General features: G+C 75.0%; 11 protein-coding genes. 2 read left to right on the top strand and 9 right to left on the bottom strand.

The window, feature by feature from the left end; genetic code table 11:
• Positions 1 to 10: 10 nt before the first annotated feature.
• The 5 genes from CCE02nite_RS08450 to CCE02nite_RS08430 form a co-directional block, all read right to left on the bottom strand.
• On the bottom strand, positions 11 to 1546 hold the full coding sequence (locus tag CCE02nite_RS08450) for a glycoside hydrolase family 1 protein (protein WP_141389216.1): 1536 nt from the start codon (positions 1544 to 1546) through the stop codon (positions 11 to 13).
• A gap of 134 nt (positions 1547 to 1680) precedes the next feature.
• Positions 1681 to 2601, bottom strand: coding sequence for a carbohydrate ABC transporter permease (locus CCE02nite_RS08445; protein ID WP_141389215.1), 921 nt, complete (start codon positions 2599 to 2601; stop codon positions 1681 to 1683).
• Positions 2598 to 3722 (bottom strand): carbohydrate ABC transporter permease, encoded by a 1125-nt coding sequence (locus tag CCE02nite_RS08440; RefSeq protein WP_141389214.1) that lies wholly within the window; start codon positions 3720 to 3722, stop codon positions 2598 to 2600. Before CCE02nite_RS08440 ends, CCE02nite_RS08445 begins: the two co-directional genes overlap by 4 nt.
• 123 nt (positions 3723 to 3845) lie before the next feature.
• Entirely contained in the window at positions 3846 to 5180 is a 1335-nt protein-coding gene (locus CCE02nite_RS08435) for an ABC transporter substrate-binding protein (protein WP_141389213.1), read from the bottom strand.
• A gap of 261 nt (positions 5181 to 5441) precedes the next feature.
• A complete protein-coding gene (locus CCE02nite_RS08430; protein WP_141389212.1) occupies positions 5442 to 5942 on the bottom strand; it encodes a DUF2505 domain-containing protein in 501 nt (166 codons plus the stop codon).
• Between the two features lie 145 nt (positions 5943 to 6087).
• Between CCE02nite_RS08430 and CCE02nite_RS08425 the strand changes: the two genes are divergently transcribed.
• Positions 6088 to 7569, top strand: a complete 1482-nt coding sequence (locus CCE02nite_RS08425) for a sensor histidine kinase (RefSeq protein WP_141389273.1) — start codon at positions 6088 to 6090, stop codon at positions 7567 to 7569.
• Positions 7570 to 7704: 135 nt separating this feature from the next.
• Here the strand turns inward: CCE02nite_RS08425 and CCE02nite_RS08420 are convergent, their stop codons facing one another.
• Positions 7705 to 7953: a WhiB family transcriptional regulator gene (locus CCE02nite_RS08420; RefSeq protein ID WP_021481972.1), complete on the bottom strand. Its 249-nt coding sequence runs from the start codon at positions 7951 to 7953 to the stop codon at positions 7705 to 7707.
• A 235-nt stretch (positions 7954 to 8188) separates the two neighbouring features.
• Between CCE02nite_RS08420 and CCE02nite_RS08415 the strand changes: the two genes are divergently transcribed.
• A complete protein-coding gene (locus CCE02nite_RS08415; RefSeq protein ID WP_141389211.1) occupies positions 8189 to 8662 on the top strand; it encodes a hypothetical protein in 474 nt (157 codons plus the stop codon).
• Between the two features lie 58 nt (positions 8663 to 8720).
• Here the strand turns inward: CCE02nite_RS08415 and CCE02nite_RS08410 are convergent, their stop codons facing one another.
• From CCE02nite_RS08410 to CCE02nite_RS08400, 3 genes are all read right to left on the bottom strand, one after another.
• The gene (locus CCE02nite_RS08410; RefSeq protein WP_141389210.1) at positions 8721 to 13082 is read right to left on the bottom strand and encodes an FtsK/SpoIIIE domain-containing protein; all 4362 of its coding nucleotides are present in this window, start codon (positions 13080 to 13082) and stop codon (positions 8721 to 8723) included.
• A gap of 113 nt (positions 13083 to 13195) precedes the next feature.
• A complete protein-coding gene (locus CCE02nite_RS08405; RefSeq protein ID WP_141389209.1) occupies positions 13196 to 15754 on the bottom strand; it encodes an ABC transporter permease in 2559 nt (852 codons plus the stop codon).
• On the bottom strand, positions 15754 to 16578 hold the full coding sequence (locus CCE02nite_RS08400) for an ABC transporter ATP-binding protein (protein ID WP_141389208.1): 825 nt from the start codon (positions 16576 to 16578) through the stop codon (positions 15754 to 15756). Before CCE02nite_RS08400 ends, CCE02nite_RS08405 begins: the two co-directional genes overlap by 1 nt.
• Positions 16579 to 16785: the final 207 nt, after the last annotated feature.

Here is a 16785-nt window from a genome sequence, read left to right as displayed (position 1 = left end):
CACCGTGTCGTCACTCCCCGGCGGTGGCGTCCGCGGCGGCCGCGTCGCGCGCCGGCACCGCGTTGTCGCGCGCGACCTGCGCGTACCAGGCGCCGCTCGCCTTGACCGTGCGCTCCTGCGTCTCGTAGTCGACGCGGACGATGCCGAACCGCTTGGTGTACCCGAGCGCCCACTCGAAGTTGTCGAGCAGCGACCACGCGAAGTACCCGCGCACGTCCGCGCCGGCGTCGATCGCGTCGCGCGTCGCGCGCAGGTGCGCGTCGATGAACTCGAGCCGGTCCTGGTCGTCCACGGTGCCGTCCTCGGCCACCTGGTCGGGGTAGGCCGCGCCGTTCTCCGTGATGTACATCGCCACGCCGCGCGGGCCGGTGAAGTCCCGCTGGAGGCGCGTGAGCAGGCGCGTCAGCCCCTCGGGCTGCACCTCCCAGCCCATGTCCGTCCGGGGCAGGCCGCGCGAGCGGTCGTGCGCGTCGTCCGCGGCCGGGAAGGGGGACGACGTCGCGCGCACCGGCGCGTCGTCCGCGGGCTCGTCGCGCACGCCCTCGGGACGCGTCCCGCCGCCGGACTCCGTCGCGGGCAGCGGGTGCCCCGAGACGGCGCCGCCGTTGTAGTAGTTGACACCGAGCGTGTCGATCGGCGTGGAGATGATCTCCAGGTCGCCGTCCTTGACGTGGTCGAGCAGCCCGTAGGGCGCGACGTCCTCCAGGACGTCCGCGGGGTACTCGCCGTGGAAGACCGGGTCGAGGAAGATCCGGTTGAACTGCCCGTCGATGCGGCGCGCGGCGTCGACGTCGGCCGGGTCCTGCGGGTCGACCGGGTCGGAGACGGTGAAGTTCAGCGTCAGGCCGAGGTTCGCCTCCGGCGCACGCTCGCGCAGCGCCTGGACCGCGAGGCCGTGGCCGAGCAGGAGGTGGTGCGCCGCGGCGAGGCCGTCCTCGCGCGACTGGCGGCCCGGCGCGTGCACGCCCGCGGTGTAGCCGAGGAAGGCCGAGCACCACGGCTCGTTGAGCGTCGTCCACACGCCGACGCGGTCGCCGAGGGCCTCGTGCATCGTCACGGCGTACTCGGCGAAGAGGTAGGCCGTGTCGCGCGAGGTCCAGCCGCCCCTCTCCTCGAGGGCCTGCGGGAGGTCCCAGTGGTACAGCGTCAGCCACGGCAGGATGCCCGCGCCGAGCAGCTCGTCGACGAGGCGGTCGTAGAAGGCGATGCCCGCCGGGTTGGGCGCGCCGCCGTCGGGCCGGACGCGCGCCCACGACGTCGAGAACCGGTACGTGCCGAGGTTGAGCTCGCGCATGAGCGCGACGTCCTCGCGGTACCGGTGGTAGTGGTCGCACGCGACCATGCCGTCGTCGCCGTTCACGACGGCACCCGGGACGCGGGCGAACGCGTCCCACACCGAGTCCGTGCGGCCGTCGGTGTGCCCCGCGCCCTCGATCTGGAACGCGGCGGTCGCGGCGCCCCAGAGGAAGCCCGGGGGCATCTCGACGCGTCCGGTCGCGGTCGCCGGGTTCGGGAGGAGGGGCGCGGACGGGACGAAGCTGGTCATGGGTCGATTGTCCTTCGAGAGGTCGAGGAGTGGCGCGCGGGCGGGCCGGTGGGCCCGCCCGCGCGACGGTCTGCCGCGCGGGCGTCGCGCACCGGGGTGGTGCGCGGTCGGGCTCCGCGCGGTGGCGCCGGGCGTCAGCCCTTGACGGCGCCCTGCATGATGCCCGCCACGAGCTGGCGGCCGGTGAAGATGAAGATGACGATCAGCGGCAGGGTCACGAGGAAGATCCCCGCCATGACGAGCGAGTAGTCGACGAAGAAGTTCGCCTGGAGGGACCGGACGACCAGCGGCAACGTCGGGTTGTTCTGGTTGAGCACGATCGACGGCCAGAAGAAGTTCGTCCACTGCTGCACGAAGGTGAACAGACCGAGCATCGCGGCGGCAGGGCGCGCCGCAGGGAGCGCGATGGACCAGAACGTGCGGAACATCGACGCGCCGTCGACGCGGGCCGCCTCGATGAGCTCGTACGGGAGCGCCTCGCCCAGGTACTGCGTCATCCAGAAGACGCCGAACGCGGTGACGAGCGCGGGCACGATGACGGCCTGGAGCTTGCCGATCCACCCGAGGTCCGACATGAGGATGTACATCGGGATGACGCCGAGCTGCGTCGGGACCGCCATCGTCGCGATGACGAAGACGAGGAGCGGCCCGCGCCCCCGGAACCGGAGCTTGGCGAACGAGAAGCCCGCGAGCGTCGAGAAGAGCACGACGGACAGCGACGTGAGCACCGCGACGACCACCGAGTTCCAGGCGGCCTTCCAGAAGTTGATCGCGTCGGAGTTGATGACCTCGGCGAACCGGTCGAACAGGCTCGCGTCCGGCAGGAGCTGGGGCAGCGCGCTCCGCGAGATCTCCTCGGGCGTCGACGAGCCCAGGATGAGGGTGAAGTACAGCGGGAACACCGAGATCAGCAGGACGACCCCGAGGATGGTGTACGTGACCCAGCGCGGGCGGCGCTGGGTGCCGCCGACGTTCTTGCCGGCACCGCGGCGTCGGGCTGCGGCGCGGGCCGCACCCGGGCCCGCGGTCTGGGCGATGACGGGGACGGAGCTCATCGCTTCCTCCGGTCGGTCGTGCGGGCGGCGGTCGGTGCGGACGCCTGGTCCCCGGCAGCGGAGCGCTGCGCGGACATGGCGCCCTCGGCGCGCAGGCGCTTCTGGGTCTCACGACGCCGTCTGACCCACCGCGGCGGGCGCGGCTGGGCGTTGGAGGTGGCGATACGCCGGGTCACGAGGAAGTTGATCATCCCGATGACGAGGATGAGGAGGAACAGCAGCCAGGCGACCGCGGCCGCGCGGCCGAAGTTCTTCTGGTTGCCCCACGCGACGTCGTAGAGGTACAGCACGGTGGTCATCCACTGCCGGTCGGCGCCGCCGAGGCCCTGCGCGTCGTACATGCGGGGCTCGTCGAAGATCTGGAGCCCGCCGATGGTCGACGTGATGACCACGAAGATGATCGTCGCGCGGATCTGCGGGACGGTCACGGAGAAGAACTGGCGCACGCGGCCGGCGCCGTCGATGATCGCGGCCTCGTACAGCTCGCGCGGCACAGCCTGCATCGCGGCGAGGAAGATCAGCGCGTTGTAGCCCGTCCAGCGGAAGTTCACCATCGACGCGATGGCGACGTGGCTCGCGAGCGCGTCCGCGTGCCAGCGGATCGGCTCGATGCCGACGAGGCCGAGGAGCTCGTTGATGAGGCCGTACTGGTCGGCGAAGAGGCGGCCGAAGATCATCGACACCGCGACGGGGGCGACGACGTAGGGGAGCAGGACACCCATGCGCCAGAACGTGGCGGCGCGCAGGTTCTGGTCGAGGAGAGCGGCGATCGCGATGGCGGCGATCACCTGCGGCACGGACGACAGCAGGAAGATCGAGAACGTGTTGCGCAGCGACTTCCAGAACGTGGGCTGCGCGAGGACGTCCGTGTAGTTCTGGAGGCCGACGAAGTCGCCCTGGCCGCCGAGCAGGTTCCAGTCGTAGACCGACACCACGGCGGTGTACACGAGCGGGAAGAGCCCCGTGATCGCGAACAGGATGAAGAAGGGCGAGATGTAGAGGTAGGGCGAGACCTTGACGTCCCAGCGGCTCAGACGCTGGGAGAAGCCGACGCGTCGCGGCGTGCGCGGCGTCGGCCCGCTGAGCCCCGGGGAGGGCTGGGTGGGCGAGAGGACGGCCATGTGAGGTTCCTGGGCTGCTGGTGACTGCGGGTGGCGGTCGGGCGGCCGCCGGGGCGGCGTCGCCCGGCGGTGGACGCGAGCGGGGCCGGGGCGGCACCGTGGTGCCGCCCCGGCCCCGTCAGGTCACAGGCCCAGGTCCTGGAAGGACTGGAGCGTCTTCTGCCACGAAGCCGCGGCGTCGTCGGTCTTCTCGACGTCCACGCGCTTGATGCCGTCCTGGACGGTCGTGTGGATCGAGAAGTAGTTGGCGCCCTTGAACGGGGCGCTGTCGATCGCGAGCGCACGGTTCACGAAGATCGTGCCGACCGGGGCGTTGTTGAAGAAGTCGTTCGTGAACGACTGCACGGCGTCGGACTCCTGCGCCTCGATCTGCGACGGGAACGTGCCCGCGTTCTCGAAGGCCGTCGTCTGCTGCGCCGGGTCGGTCAGCCAGGCAGCGAGCTCCTTGGCCGCCTCGGCGTTCGGGCCGGAGGCCGGGACCGTGAGGAACGAGCCGCCCCAGTTGAGGCCGCCGCCGGGGAAGACGTCCGCGACGTTCCAGCCGGTGACGCCACCCGAGCGCTCCTCGACCGGGCCGGTCATCCACGCGGGGCAGATCATCGTCGCGAAGCCGTCGTTCTGGAACGCGGCGTCCCAGTCGGGCGTCCACTGCTCGAGGCCCGCGGAGAGCTCGTTGGTCGTGGACTGCTCGAGGACGGTGTCGTAGATGTCGATGATCGGCTGGTTCGTCGCGAGGTCCTTGGGCGTGCCGTCGGACTCCTCGTAGGCGTTGTCGATCTGGTTGACCATGCCCTGCGAGATCGACATGGCCGAGTCGTACCAGGCCGCGTCGCTCGCGGCGACGAAGGTCTTGCCTGCGGCGAAGTAGTCGTCCCACGTCGCGTCCTCGCCACCGAGGAGCTCCGCCACCTCGGCGGGGTCGGTCGGCAGGCCGGCGGCCTCGAAGAGGTCCTGGCGGTAGCAGATCGCGCTCGGGCCGATGTCCGTCCCGTAGCCGATGAGCTTGCCGTCCGGCGTCGTGGCCTGCTGGACCTTCCAGTCCACCCAGCGGCCGTCGAGCGCCGAGTCGGTGAGGTCGGTGAAGAGGTCGGGGTACTGCATGAGCTCCGGGAGCCAGTCGACCTCGATGGCCTCGATGTCCGCCAGGCCCTCGCCGCCGGCGGCGAGCTTGGTGGTGAGGTTGGTGCGCGCGTCCTCGGACTTGGCGGCCTTGGTCTGCTTGACCGTGACGTTCGGGTGCTCCTCGGTGTACGCGGCGAGGAGCTCGTCGGTGTAGCCGAAGTCGTTGAACGTGGCCACGGTGAGGGTGATCTTCTCGCCGTCGCCGGAGCCCGTCTCGTCGTCGTTCGAGCCGGAGCCGCTCGAGCACGCGGTCAGGGTGAGGGTGATGGCCGCGAGGCCTGCGACGGCGGTGATCGCCTTGCGGGGCCGGCGGGTCGTACGGGTGCTGCTCAGCACGGTGACTCCCTTGTCGGTGGGGCGGGGTCGTGGCAGCGCTCCCACCACGAAGTGGTAGCGCTTCCACACAACGGGGTGATCGTGCTTTCCCTGCCGATCCCGTGTCAAGCGCCGGTCACCCTCGATGCGGTGTGGTCGCGCTCCCACTACCGCATCGACGCAGGTCAGAGCGTTATTGCGACCTACCGTCCGGTCGGGTTCGGCGGAAATCGTTACCGGTTCGAGACCGGCTCCGCGGGCGCCCTGGAGTCGACCGCGACCTCAGCGGGCGAGCCACTCCCGACCCGCCGCCTCCTCCGCCGCCAGCGCGGCGCGCACGGCCTCCGCGGCGGCCTGCTCGATCGCGCCCCCGAACAGCGGCACCGAGGCCTTCACCTCGCCCGCGTAGCGCTCCACGGTGCCGTCGCCGTCGGACCAGAGCGTGACCGTGCCCGTGAGCCGCACCGGGGCGCCGGTGATCTCGAGCGACACGGTCCCGGCCCGCTCGCCGTCGCGCTCGGGCTCCCACGCCTCGGCCTGACGGATCTCGAGCTGGCCCCCGACGAAGGACCGGACGTGGGCCGGGATCTGGTCGGTGGGCAGGGTGCGGCGGACCGTCACGGTGAACCCCTCGGCGGCACCGCCGGTGACGTCGACCTGCTCGACGTGGGCCCCGTCGCCGCCCGAGCGTGCGGCGCGCCAGCGCACGAACTCCTCGTCGGCGAGCATCGCGCCGACCACGGGGACGGCGGCGGGATAGCGGAGCTCGACGCTCAGGTGCACGGGACCTCCTCGGGCCACGGGCCGACCTGCCGCCGACCCGTGCGGGTCGGCCGCCGGGCCGGTCGGCGGGTTCGGGCGACCGCGCGGGCGGGCGCTGAGGGGACTCTACCGGTCCGACCCCCTTACGCTGGGGTCCGTGTCTGCCATGAGTGACCTCATCTCCCGCCACGCCGACCTCAGCCCGGCGGACAACGAGTGGTTGCACCTGCTCGTGGGCGACTGGCAGGTGATCTCCGACCTCGCGTTCGCCGACCTCGTGCTGTGGCTCCCCACGACCGACGGCAACTTCGTCGCCGTCTCGCAGTGCCGCCCGTCGACCGGCGCGACCGTCCACTACGACGACATCGTGGGCTCGTCCGCCCCCGAGGGGCAGCGCCCGCAGCTCGAGCGCGCGCTCACCGAGGTCCGTTCCCAGCGCTCGCGCGAGCCGCGCTGGTTCGGCGCGTACGCGGTGCGGGAGGAGGCGATCCCCGTGCTGCACGCCGGGCGCGCGATCGCCGTCGTCGCGCGGCAGACCAACCTCGGCAGCGGGCGCACGCCCAGCCGCCTCGAGCTCAACTACGTCGAGGCCGCGGACGACCTCATCGCGATGATCTCCCGCGGCGAGTTCCCCTTCCCCAACGCGGCGACCGGACCGCGCCGCGGCGCCCCGCGCGTCGGCGACGGCCTCATCCGGCTCAACTCCGAGGGCGAGGTCCTCTACGCGAGCCCCAACGCGCTGAGCTGCTTCCACCGCCTCGGCGTCATCGGCCCGCTCGTCGGGCGGTCGCTCGCCGAGGTCACGGCCGACCTCATCGAGCACCAGACCCCCGTCGACGAGTCGCTCCCGCTCGTCGTCATGGGCCGCGCGCCCTGGCGCACGGAGATCGAGGCGCAGCGCGTCGCGCTGTCGCTGCGCGCGCTGCCGCTCACCGAGTCGGGCCAGCGCATCGGCGCCGTCCTGCTGTGCCGCGACGTGTCCGAGCTGCGGCGGCGCGAGCGCGAGCTCATCACCAAGGACGCGACGATCCGCGAGATCCACCACCGCGTGAAGAACAACCTCCAGACCGTCGCCGCGCTCCTGCGCCTCCAGGCCCGCCGCATGGACGTGCCCGAGGCGCGCGCCGCCCTCGAGGAGGCCATGCGTCGCGTCGCGACGATCGCGCTCGTGCACGAGAGTCTGTCGCAGACGCTCGACGAGGAGGTCGAGTTCGACGACATGGTGGGCCGGGCCCTGCGCCTCGCCGCCGACGTCGCGTCGGCGGACACGAGCGTGCGCACCGTCCGCACCGGGAGCTTCGGCCTCGTGCCGGCGGAGGACGCGACGCCGCTCGCACTCATCCTCACCGAGCTCGTCACCAACGCGGTCGAGCACGGCCTCGCCAAGCAGGACACCGGGACCGTCGAGGTCGCGGTCGAGCGCGAGGGCTCCGCGCTGCGCATCGTGGTCGCGGACGACGGCATCGGCATGCCCGACGGCGATGTCGCCCGGGCAGGCAAGGCCGCGAAGAGCGGCCTGGGGACGCAGATCGTGCGCACGCTCGTCACGAACGAGCTCGGCGGCACCATCGAGTGGTCGCCGCGACCTGGCGGGGGTACGCAGGTCGTGCTCGCCCTCGTCCTGCGCGACGGCAACCGGCAGGGCTGAGACCTCGCGTCCTGTCGGTCGCGCGCCTGGCACGATCGCCAGGTTCGACCGCCTGTTACGACGACGGGCCGCCACCCCGGAGGATGACGGCCCGTCGTCGACGTGCTGCTCGACGCCCGTGGGGGCGGAGCGTGGTCAGCCGGCGCGGCGCGCGCGAGCGGTGCGGCGCTTGAGCGCGCGGCGCTCGTCCTCGGAGAGGCCGCCCCAGACGCCCGCGTCCTGCCCGGACTCGATGGCCCACTTGAGGCACGTGTCGACGACGTCGCAGCGACGGCACACGGCCTTCGCCTCCTCGATCTGGAGGAGCGCGGGTCCGGTGTTGCCGATGGGGAAGAAGAGCTCAGGGTCTTCGTCGAGGCAGGCTGCGCGGTGGCGCCAGTCCATGATCGTCGTCTCCTTGGCAGAGGGGAGCCTGGTCGCGAGGTGATGACTCGTCGCGGTGATGCCCAGCAGGGGCTGCCTGGACCAGGGCTCGAGGCGGGGGTGATTGATGCTTGAACCAGGTTCACACCTCGTGAAGCGCAGCACAAGGGGTTACGAGAAAGTTTCCGTCGCATGAATCGTGAGGTCTTCGTCACACGGGTGTGAAGCCGCAGGTCGGCGCGTACGCTGGGTGATCGTGCCTCCCCGCAAGCCCTCCGGACAGCCGCCCGAGCAGCCCCCGACGACGCCCGTCCCGACGCCTGGTCCGGCGCCCGACGGCGCCTCGCGACCCCCGGCGCTGACCGCGCTCCTCGTCGGGGTCGGGATCGAGGCCGCGGTCCTCGTCGTCGGCGCGGTCCTCCTCCTCGTCGAGCTCGTGCGCGGCGGGTCGCAGTCGTTCGGGGTCAGCGTGTTCCTCGTCGTCTTCGCGCTGGGCGTCGCCGCGGTGCTCGCCGCGAGCCTGCGTGGTCTGCTGCGCGGGCAGCGCTGGGCGCGGTCGCCGGTCGCGACGTGGCAGATCCTCCAGGCCGTCGTGGCGATCAGCTCGCTCCAGGTGGGTGTCACGCCGTGGGTCGTCGCCGCGCTCGTGCTCGCCGTGGTGGTCTTCGTCCTCCTCATGCTGCGGCCGGTCGTCGAGGCCACGACCCGTGACTCCCGCGCCGCGGCCTGACTCCCGGGCGGCGGCCTGACTCCCGGGCCGTGCCGGGCACCCGGGCACACCCGGTACGTCACGCCCGACGCCCTGGCTGCGCGTAGGTCCCTGAGCCTCGACCGCCCGCCGAGGGCAGCGCGAGCTGCACCGGTGTGAGCCGGGCGCCCTGGACGAGCACCCCGCGGCCGGGCCGCGGTCGTCCCGGCTCGGCGAGCCACTCGAGGCCACGACCGAACACCTCGGTGCTGCCGCGCTCACCCGGCGCGAGGACGATGCCGGCGCGCACGCCGCGCAGGTCCGCGAGCGGGCCGCGCAGCGCCGACGCGGCGCCGCCGGTCGTCGCGGACGCGAGGAGCACGAGGCCGTCCCGGCACGCTGCCGCGAGCCGTTCGCCCTCGACCACGCAGAGCTGGACGAGGACCTCCAGGTCGTCGACCACGACCACACCGGGCAGTCCCCGTGGACCGTTCTCGCACGCATCCTCCTGCCCGGGCTCGCGCGTGCCGACGACGTCGAGGAGAGCGCCGACGTCGGCCGGCGCGTACCGGCGGACCACCTCGGTCCCGGGTCTGGCGGCCGCGGCGAGCGCGTCGTCGCGGGCGACGACCGCGCGCAGGGCGCCCGCGCGCGCCACGTGCCGCGCGAGGAGGGTCAGCGCGCTCGTGCGCCCCGAGCCCGGCGGGCCGACCACGAGCGCTCCGCCCGACACGTCCAGCGTGACCGTGACGGCCGTGTCGCCGCCCCGACCCACCGGGACGTGGAGCGCAGCCGACGCGAGGCGCGAACCCGTCGGCTCGATGCCCGGACCGGCCGACGCGAGGAGCGGATCCGGGGTGGTGAGGTCGGCGGGCGCGACTCGCGCGGGCAGGGGTGCGAGCCGGAACGCGCCGGGCGGAGCGTCCCGGTCCGGCGTGCCCGGCCCGTCGGCGGCCGGGAGCGCCGACCTCCCGGGAGCGTGCTCCGGCGGCGTCGCGGAGAGAGCGAGCTGGCACAGGACCGGCTCGCCGGGACCGAGCCACACGGCACGCCCCGCCGGGCCTCCCTGTCCGGCGAGCGCGGAGGGCACGCCCAGCGCCACGTCGTCGTGACGGTCGCGCGACACCATGACCGCGCGCACCCCGACCAGCGACGACAGCCCCGCGACCGTCGGGCCGGTGCACCCCATGGCGACCGCGGCGGGGCCGGTGAGCACGTCCGCGAGCGCGTCGGCGCCGGCACCGCCCGCCACGCCCGCGAGGGCCGACCGGACGGCCTCGATGTCGTCGACGAGCAGGAGGACCCGGTCGGTGGCGTCGGTCCTCGCGGGGCGCCCCTGGCCGTCGTCGTGACCGGCGAGCAGCCGCAGGAGGCGGACGAGCCGACGCGGGTCGTCGCGGTCGACGACCGTCCCCGTCCCGGGATGGGACGCGAGGTCGGCGAGCCCCGACCCGACGGCGTGGACCGCCCACCCGAGCGCGAGCGCGGCCCGTCCTACGGTCCGCAGCGCCGTCGTCCGCCCTGAGCGTGCGCGGCCCAGCACTGCGAGGTGCCCGTCGTGGGGGTCCCACCGGACGACGGTCCGGCGTTGCAGGTCGGGGACGTCGCCGAGCGCGACGGGCAGCCCCGCGGCTCCGGCGAGCACCGTGCCGACCCCGGCGTCGGCCCGACCGTCACCGAGGTGCGCAGCGTCGCCCGGCGGGTCGGCGGTCCCGAGCCTGCCGTCGGTCCCGAGCCTGCCGTCGTGCGCCACGGCGCCGGCCGCGCGCGCGAGGTCCGCGAGGTCGTCCTGCCCGACCTGGTCGGGGAGGGCAGGCAGCCACGGCGGCGGCGCCGGGCGCAGGCCGGCACGCTCCGCGACGTCGCGGGCCGCCGCCACGATCAGGGGGAGCCGGTCGTCGGCGGGCCGGGGTGCTCCCGTGCCGGGCGCGTGGCCGTCGTGCGCGCGGGAGCCTCCGTGGGGGAGGCCTCCTGCGACGCCCCACGGGGGAGCGCCGCGCGCACCCGACGCCGAGACGCGCGCCGGGGCCCCGGCCCGGGCGCACTGCACCGCGAGCGGAGGTTCGGCGCCCCGGCGCAGGACGAGCCGCCCCGGCACCGACGCCGGGACGAGCGCGGCGAGCGGTGACTCGACGACGTCGCGCGAGTCGGCGGCGTCGACCACCCGCAGGGCGAGGCGCAGGGTGATGTTGGCCCGGACGTCGGCGCTCACCGCGCCGGCAGGCCGCTGCGTCGCCAGCACGAGGTGCACGCCGAGGGAGCGGCCCTGGGCGGCGACGCGCAGCAGGCCGGGCAGCAGGTCGGGCAGGTCGTCGGCGAGCGCCCGGAACTCGTCCACCACGACGACGAGCCGGGGCAGGCGTCCTCGGGGGAGCTCGTCGACGCTGGTCGCGCCCGCCGCGGCGAGCACGCGCTCGCGCCGGCGCAGCTCGGACCGCAGCCCGGCGAGCGCGCGGCCGGCGAGACCCGGGTCGAGATCGGTCACCGTGCCCACGACGTGCGGCAGGAGCCCGCACGCCCCGAAGCTCGCGCCGCCCTTGAAGTCGACGAGCGCGATCGACAGCTCCGCCGGCGAGCGCCCCAGCGCGAGCCCCGTGACGAGGGTCTGGAGGAGCTCCGACTTGCCCGCCCCCGTGGTCCCGGCCACGAGCACGTGCGGGCCGTCGCGGACGAGGTCCACGGTCACCGGTGCGCCCCCGGCCCCGACGCCCAGCGCAGCCCGCAGGCCGGTCCCGTCGCGCTGCGCCGCGTCCTGCCAGCGGGCGTCGACCCACGCCGTGAGCTCGTCCGGCTCGCCCGGCAGGCCGAGGAGGTCGCCGAGCGCGACGTCTGCCGGGAGCGAGGGCGAGGTCGGGTCGCCGGGATCGTGCCCGGCCGGGACGGTGCCGTCCAGGCGACCGAGGTGGTCCGCCGCGGCGAGCCGACGGGCGAGCGCGACGGCCCACTCCTCGCTCGCCCCGACGTGCTCGCGCACGGTGCGTGCGTCGTCCGGGCCGGTGACCACGACGCTCGGGCCGGCCACGTCCACGACCGTCCGGCACCACGCCGGGACGCGGGCCGCGTCGTCGAGCACGAGGAGCAGGTCGGTCCCCGCGGGCCCGAGCCGCTCCCACGCCCGGGCGAGCTCGCCCGCGGGCGGGGCCCCGTCGACGACGAGGACGGTGGCCGGGCCGGTCGGCGGCCGTGCGGCGTCCAGCGAGCCGACGGCGCTCGCCCGAGGGAGCCAGCGGCACCAGGCCCAGTCGGACGCGGAGTGCGGCGGGTGCCGGAACGTCGGTACGGCGCCCGTCGACAGGAGCTCCCCGAGCACGGCCCGCGCGGCCGCGAGCGCGAGGGCGCGGGGACCGACGACGGCGACGCAGCCGTCGGGGAGCCGCACGGGCGCGACGGGTGCCACCGCGGCGCTCGGGTCGGCGCCCGCGCCTGGCGGAGCCCCACCGGGCGGCGCGGCGACCGGTGCGAGCCGGGCGACCGTCGCCCAGGTGAGCGCGTCGGCGGGCCGAGGGCGCAACGGGTCGACGGGCGCCGTCGTCCGCGCACCGTCGTCACCCGGCGATCGCCTCGCGTCGGACCCCGGACCCCCGCCGCCCCCGCGGGCCGCGCGGCGTCGGTGCGCCTCGACGAGCGCGGGGACGAGGAGCGCGAGCGGCCCGGCGAGGGCGAGCAGCGCGTACAGCGGCTGGCGGAACGCCACGGCGAGGGCCAGCGACGCGACCGCGGGTGCTGCCGCGGTCGCGAGGTGGCTCGCGCTCGGCCGACCCGGGGACGCGTCGACGGCGGCCGGGTCGACGGGGCCGGTGCGGGGTCCGTGCACGAGGAGGGGGCGCGGTCGCAGGGCGTAGACGCCGTGGGGGGTCGAGAGCGCGTCGCCCGTGCGCCACCGGACCGTGCGCCACGACGCGACCCGGCGGCCGGCCCCGGCAGGTCGTGCGACGAGGACCCCCGCGTCGTCGGGCACGCGCCGGGTCCCGCGCGGCACGCGGACGCGGACCCGCGTGCCGCGGCGCGTGACGCGGCGGCGGACGTCGAGCGCGTCGACCCGGGTGCGGCCCGCGCCGTCCGGGACGGCGACGAGCCGCCCCGCGTCCCCGCCCGCGAGGACGGCGACGTGGAGCGGGGCGGCGAGCACGGCGTCCGGGCGAGCCGTGCCGGCGACCGGCCTCCCGCCCGCGGGCGGGACGGCGACCGTCGCCCCGGGGAGCAGGGGGCGGGTCCCGCAGCGCTGGTCGTCGTCGACCGGGACGCCGTCCACGAGCAGGGCGGCGGTGCGCAGCTCCGGGCGGCACACGAGCTCGGCGAGACCGGCGCGGACGTCGCCCAGGCGTGCCCCGGACGGGAGCAGGACGTCCGTGGCGGGGTGCACCGTGACGCGCAGCCACGCCTCGCCGCGCGGCCCGGCGCGCTCGGGTGCGGGTGGCGCGGGGGCGGTGACGGAGGGAGTCGAGGCGAGGGCGGGCGGCACGTGGCGATGGTGCCCGACAGGGCGACGCAGCCGCCCGGGAACGAGCGCGCCCCTGTGGACGGAGTTCCGTCCACAGGGGCGCGCGTCGACCGTCAGGCCCGACGAGCCGCGGCTCAGTCCACGGCGAGCGCCGCGACGGGCGACGTGCGGGCGGCCGTCCGGCCGGGCACGACCGACGCGACGAGCCCCGCCACGAGCGCGACGACGAGCACGAGCGCGACGTCCCGCCACGGCACCGCGAGCGACACGTCGCCCATGACGCTCAGCGCCGTCGCCGCACCGGCCCAGCCGTACAGGACGCCCAGCACGATGCCGAGGACCGCGCCCACGCCCGCGATGAGCATGCCCTCGATCGCGAGCATCCACCGCAGCTGGGCGCGGCTGAGGCCGATCGCGCGCAGCGTCGCCGACTCGCGTCGCCGCTCGATCACCGAGAGCGACAGCGTGTTCGCCACGCCGATGAGCGCGATGACGACGGCGACCGCGAGCAGGCCCACGATGACCCCGAGGATCGTGTCGATGACGCTCTGCATCGCCGCGCGCTCGACCGCGACGCCGGCGACCTCGACGGGCGTGTCCGACGAGACGATCGCGTCCTGGATCGCGGGCACGACCTGCGTCGCGTCTCCCGTGTCGTCGAGCCCGACCCACAGCCGGGACACGAGGGCGTCCGGGGCCAGGGTCCTCGCGTCCTCGGCGTCGAGGAGCCAGCCGGTCCCGATGGCGCCGACGTGGGCGGTCAGCCCGAGGGTCGCCCCGTCCGGCCCGGTGAGCTCCAGCGTGTCGCCCTCGGCGACGTCCCAGACCTCGGCGTCGGCCTCGGGGACCATGACCGTGCCCGGGGCGAACGCCGCGAGCACGTCGGGCGTGCGCACGACGTCGCGCGCCTGGCCCGGGTCGACGCCGTGCATCGTCATCTCGGTGCCGTCGGGCAGCGTGACCGTCGCCCCGGAGAGCTCGACGACGCGCGAGACGCCCTCGGTCCCCGAGACGGCGCGCACGACGTCGTCCGGCACGGCGTCGCCCGTCGACCCGTAGGCGTCCGTCGCGACGAGGACGTCGACCGGGTACTGGTCGTCGAGCGCCGCGTCGAGGGACGTGCGGGCGCTGGCGGCGCCGGTCGACATCATCGCGACGAGCGTGACGCCGATGAGCAGCGCGGTGCTCGTCGCCGTGGTGCGGCGCGGGTTGCGCAGCGTGTTCGCGGTGGCGAGCCGCGCCGTCGACCCGGTGCCGGCGAGCAGCCGGCCCACGAACGACACGACGCCCGGCAGCCAGTACACGGCGCCGACGAGGACGCCGACGAACGACAGGGCGCCGCCCGCGACCCCGGCGAGGAGGCCGACCTCGGGGCTGCCGGTGCTGCCGAGCCAGATCCCTGCGCCGAGGACGGCGAGGCCCCCGAGGGTGAGCAGGGTCGCGATCACGAGGCGCACGCGGCCCCCGCCGCGCGTCAGGCTCGGCGCGTCGGCGGGGCGCAGCGCCTCGAGCGGCGCGACGCGCGTGGCGGCCCGGGCCGGGGCGAACGACGCGACGACCGTCACGAGGGTTCCCACGAGGAGAGGCACGAGCACGACCGCGGGCGTCACCGTGATGGCCGCCGGGATCGGCACGCCCAGGTCGGCACCGCGGGCCACGAGGAGCGCGACCTGGGTGAGCAGGCAGCCGAGCAGGATGCCGCCCACGGAGGACAGGACGCCGAGGATCGTCGCCTCGGACAGGACCGACCGGGCGAGCTGGGACCGGTTCGCGCCGACGGCGCGCAGGAGGGCGAGGGTGCGCGTGCGCTGCGCGACGAGCACCTGGAACGTGTTCGCGATGACGAGCGCCGCGACGAGCAGCGCCACGGCGGCGAAGCCGAGGATGACGTACGTGAAGACGTCCTGGCCGCCCGTCATCTTCTGGGCCTGCGCCTGGGCGTGCTCGTCAGGGGTGACGGCCTCGGCCTCGTCCGGCGACGCGGCGACGAGGGCCGCGCGCGCCGTCTCGAGGTCGGTGCCCGGGGCGAGTCCCACCATCGCGGCGGAGTAGGTGCGCTCGGGGTCGTCGGGCGTGGCCTGCGCGGCCTGCCACGCGGCCACGTCCTCGGCCGTCACCACGACGGCCCCGCCCATCTGGGCGTACGCGCCGTAGGGGTCGTCGGTCGTGCCGACGACGGTCAGCTCGTCGCGGACCTCCTCGTAGGCGCCGCCGTCGGGCGCGGCGGCGTCCCACACGTTGCGCGAGCTCGTGACGGTGTCCCCGATGCCGACGCCCAGGCGCTCGGCGACGGCGGTGGGGAGGGAGAGCTGGCCGGAGGCCGTCGGCATCGAGCCCTCGACGACCTCGAGCGCCTCGAAGCGCGGGTCCGACGGCGCCGGGACGCCGAGCTGGAACACGCGCTTCGCGCCGTGCGACAGGTCGAGGTAGGTGAACTGGACGGCGTCCACCGCGTCGACGCCCGCGACGGAGCGCAGGGCGTCCACGTCGGACGCCGTGAGGTCGCTCGGCGCGGACACGACGAGGTCAGCGTCCGCGAACTGTGCGGCGATCGAGTCGTTCGTGGTCTGGGTGATGACGTTGCCCGCGATCAGGGTCGCCGTGACGAACGCCGTCCCGATGACGATCGCGACGCCGGCCGCGACGAGGCGGCCGATGCTGCGGCGCATCTGCGCCAGGGTGAGGCGGAGCATCAGGCGCGCACCGCCTGCGACGCGGTCGTGGCGGGGCCGTCGGCGCCCGGCGCCTCGAGCGTGCGCAGGGCGTCGAGCCCGGCGAGCACCGACTCGGGCGTCGGGTCGCTGATGTCGCCGGCGATCCGGCCGTCGGCGATGAGCACGACGCGGTCCGCGTAGGCGGCGGCCGTCGGGTCGTGCGTGACCATGATGATCGTGCGGCCGAGCTCGCGGACCGACCGGCGCAGGAAGCTCAGCACCTCCGCGCCCGAGCGCGAGTCGAGGTTGCCCGTCGGCTCGTCGGCGAAGACGACCTCCGGCCCGGCGATGAGGGCGCGCGCGATGGCGACGCGCTGCTGCTGCCCGCCGGACAGCTCGCTCGGCCGGTGGCTCAGGCGCGCCTCGAGGCCGAGCGTGCGCACCAGGGTGTCGAACCATGCCCGGTCGACCTTGCCGTTCGCGAGCTCGACGGGCAGCGTGATGTTCTGCTCCGCCGTGAACATCGGCAGGAGGTTGAACGACTGGAAGACGAAGCCCACCCGGTCGCGCCGCAGCTGCGTGAGCGCGTTGTCGTTCAGCCCCGTGACCTCGGTGTCGCCGATGAAGGCGTGGCCGCTCGTCGCGGTGTCCAGCCCCGCGAGCAGGTGCATGAGCGTCGACTTGCCCGAGCCCGACGGGCCCATGATGGCCGTGAAGTGGCCGCGCTCGAAGTCCACGTCCACGCCGTCGAGCGCGTGCACCGCCGCCTCGCCCGTGCCGTAGGTCTTGCGCAGCGAACGGGCCCGGACCGCGGGCGGGCCGGCGGGGGCGGGGTCGGTGGGGCGGTACACGGTCGTGTCCACGTCATCTCCTGGGTACGTCGTCGAGGGTCGTCGTCGGGTCCGGCGTGCGCTCGCACCGACCAGGTCGGAGGCGTACGCCGGGATCGTGGACGACGCTACGGACCGGGCCCGCCCCGCCGCGTCCGGCGAGGGTCGGGTCCTGCACGGGAGGCGGGTCATCCCGTGGTCGTACCCGACCTGCGTCGAGGGCTGACACGACGGCGCCCC

The sequence above is a fragment of the Cellulosimicrobium cellulans genome (assembly GCF_006539945.1).
Classification (GTDB): Bacteria; Actinomycetota; Actinomycetes; order Actinomycetales; family Cellulomonadaceae; genus Cellulosimicrobium; species Cellulosimicrobium cellulans.
The sequence above is the reverse complement of the archived record's forward strand: the minus strand, read 5'-3'. Positions and strand labels throughout refer to the sequence as shown.

Coding starts and splice junctions, on each gene's coding strand:
- CCE02nite_RS08450 (WP_141389216.1), bottom strand. CDS start 1,546: ATGACCAGCTTCGTCCCGTCCGCGCCCCTCCTCCCGAACCCGGCGACC.
- CCE02nite_RS08445 (WP_141389215.1), bottom strand. CDS start 2,601: ATGAGCTCCGTCCCCGTCATCGCCCAGACCGCGGGCCCGGGTGCGGCC.
- CCE02nite_RS08440 (WP_141389214.1), bottom strand. CDS start 3,722: ATGGCCGTCCTCTCGCCCACCCAGCCCTCCCCGGGGCTCAGCGGGCCG.
- CCE02nite_RS08425 (WP_141389273.1), top strand. CDS start 6,088: ATGAGTGACCTCATCTCCCGCCACGCCGACCTCAGCCCGGCGGACAAC.
- CCE02nite_RS08420 (WP_021481972.1), bottom strand. CDS start 7,953: ATGGACTGGCGCCACCGCGCAGCCTGCCTCGACGAAGACCCTGAGCTC.
- CCE02nite_RS08405 (WP_141389209.1), bottom strand. CDS start 15,754: ATGCTCCGCCTCACCCTGGCGCAGATGCGCCGCAGCATCGGCCGCCTC.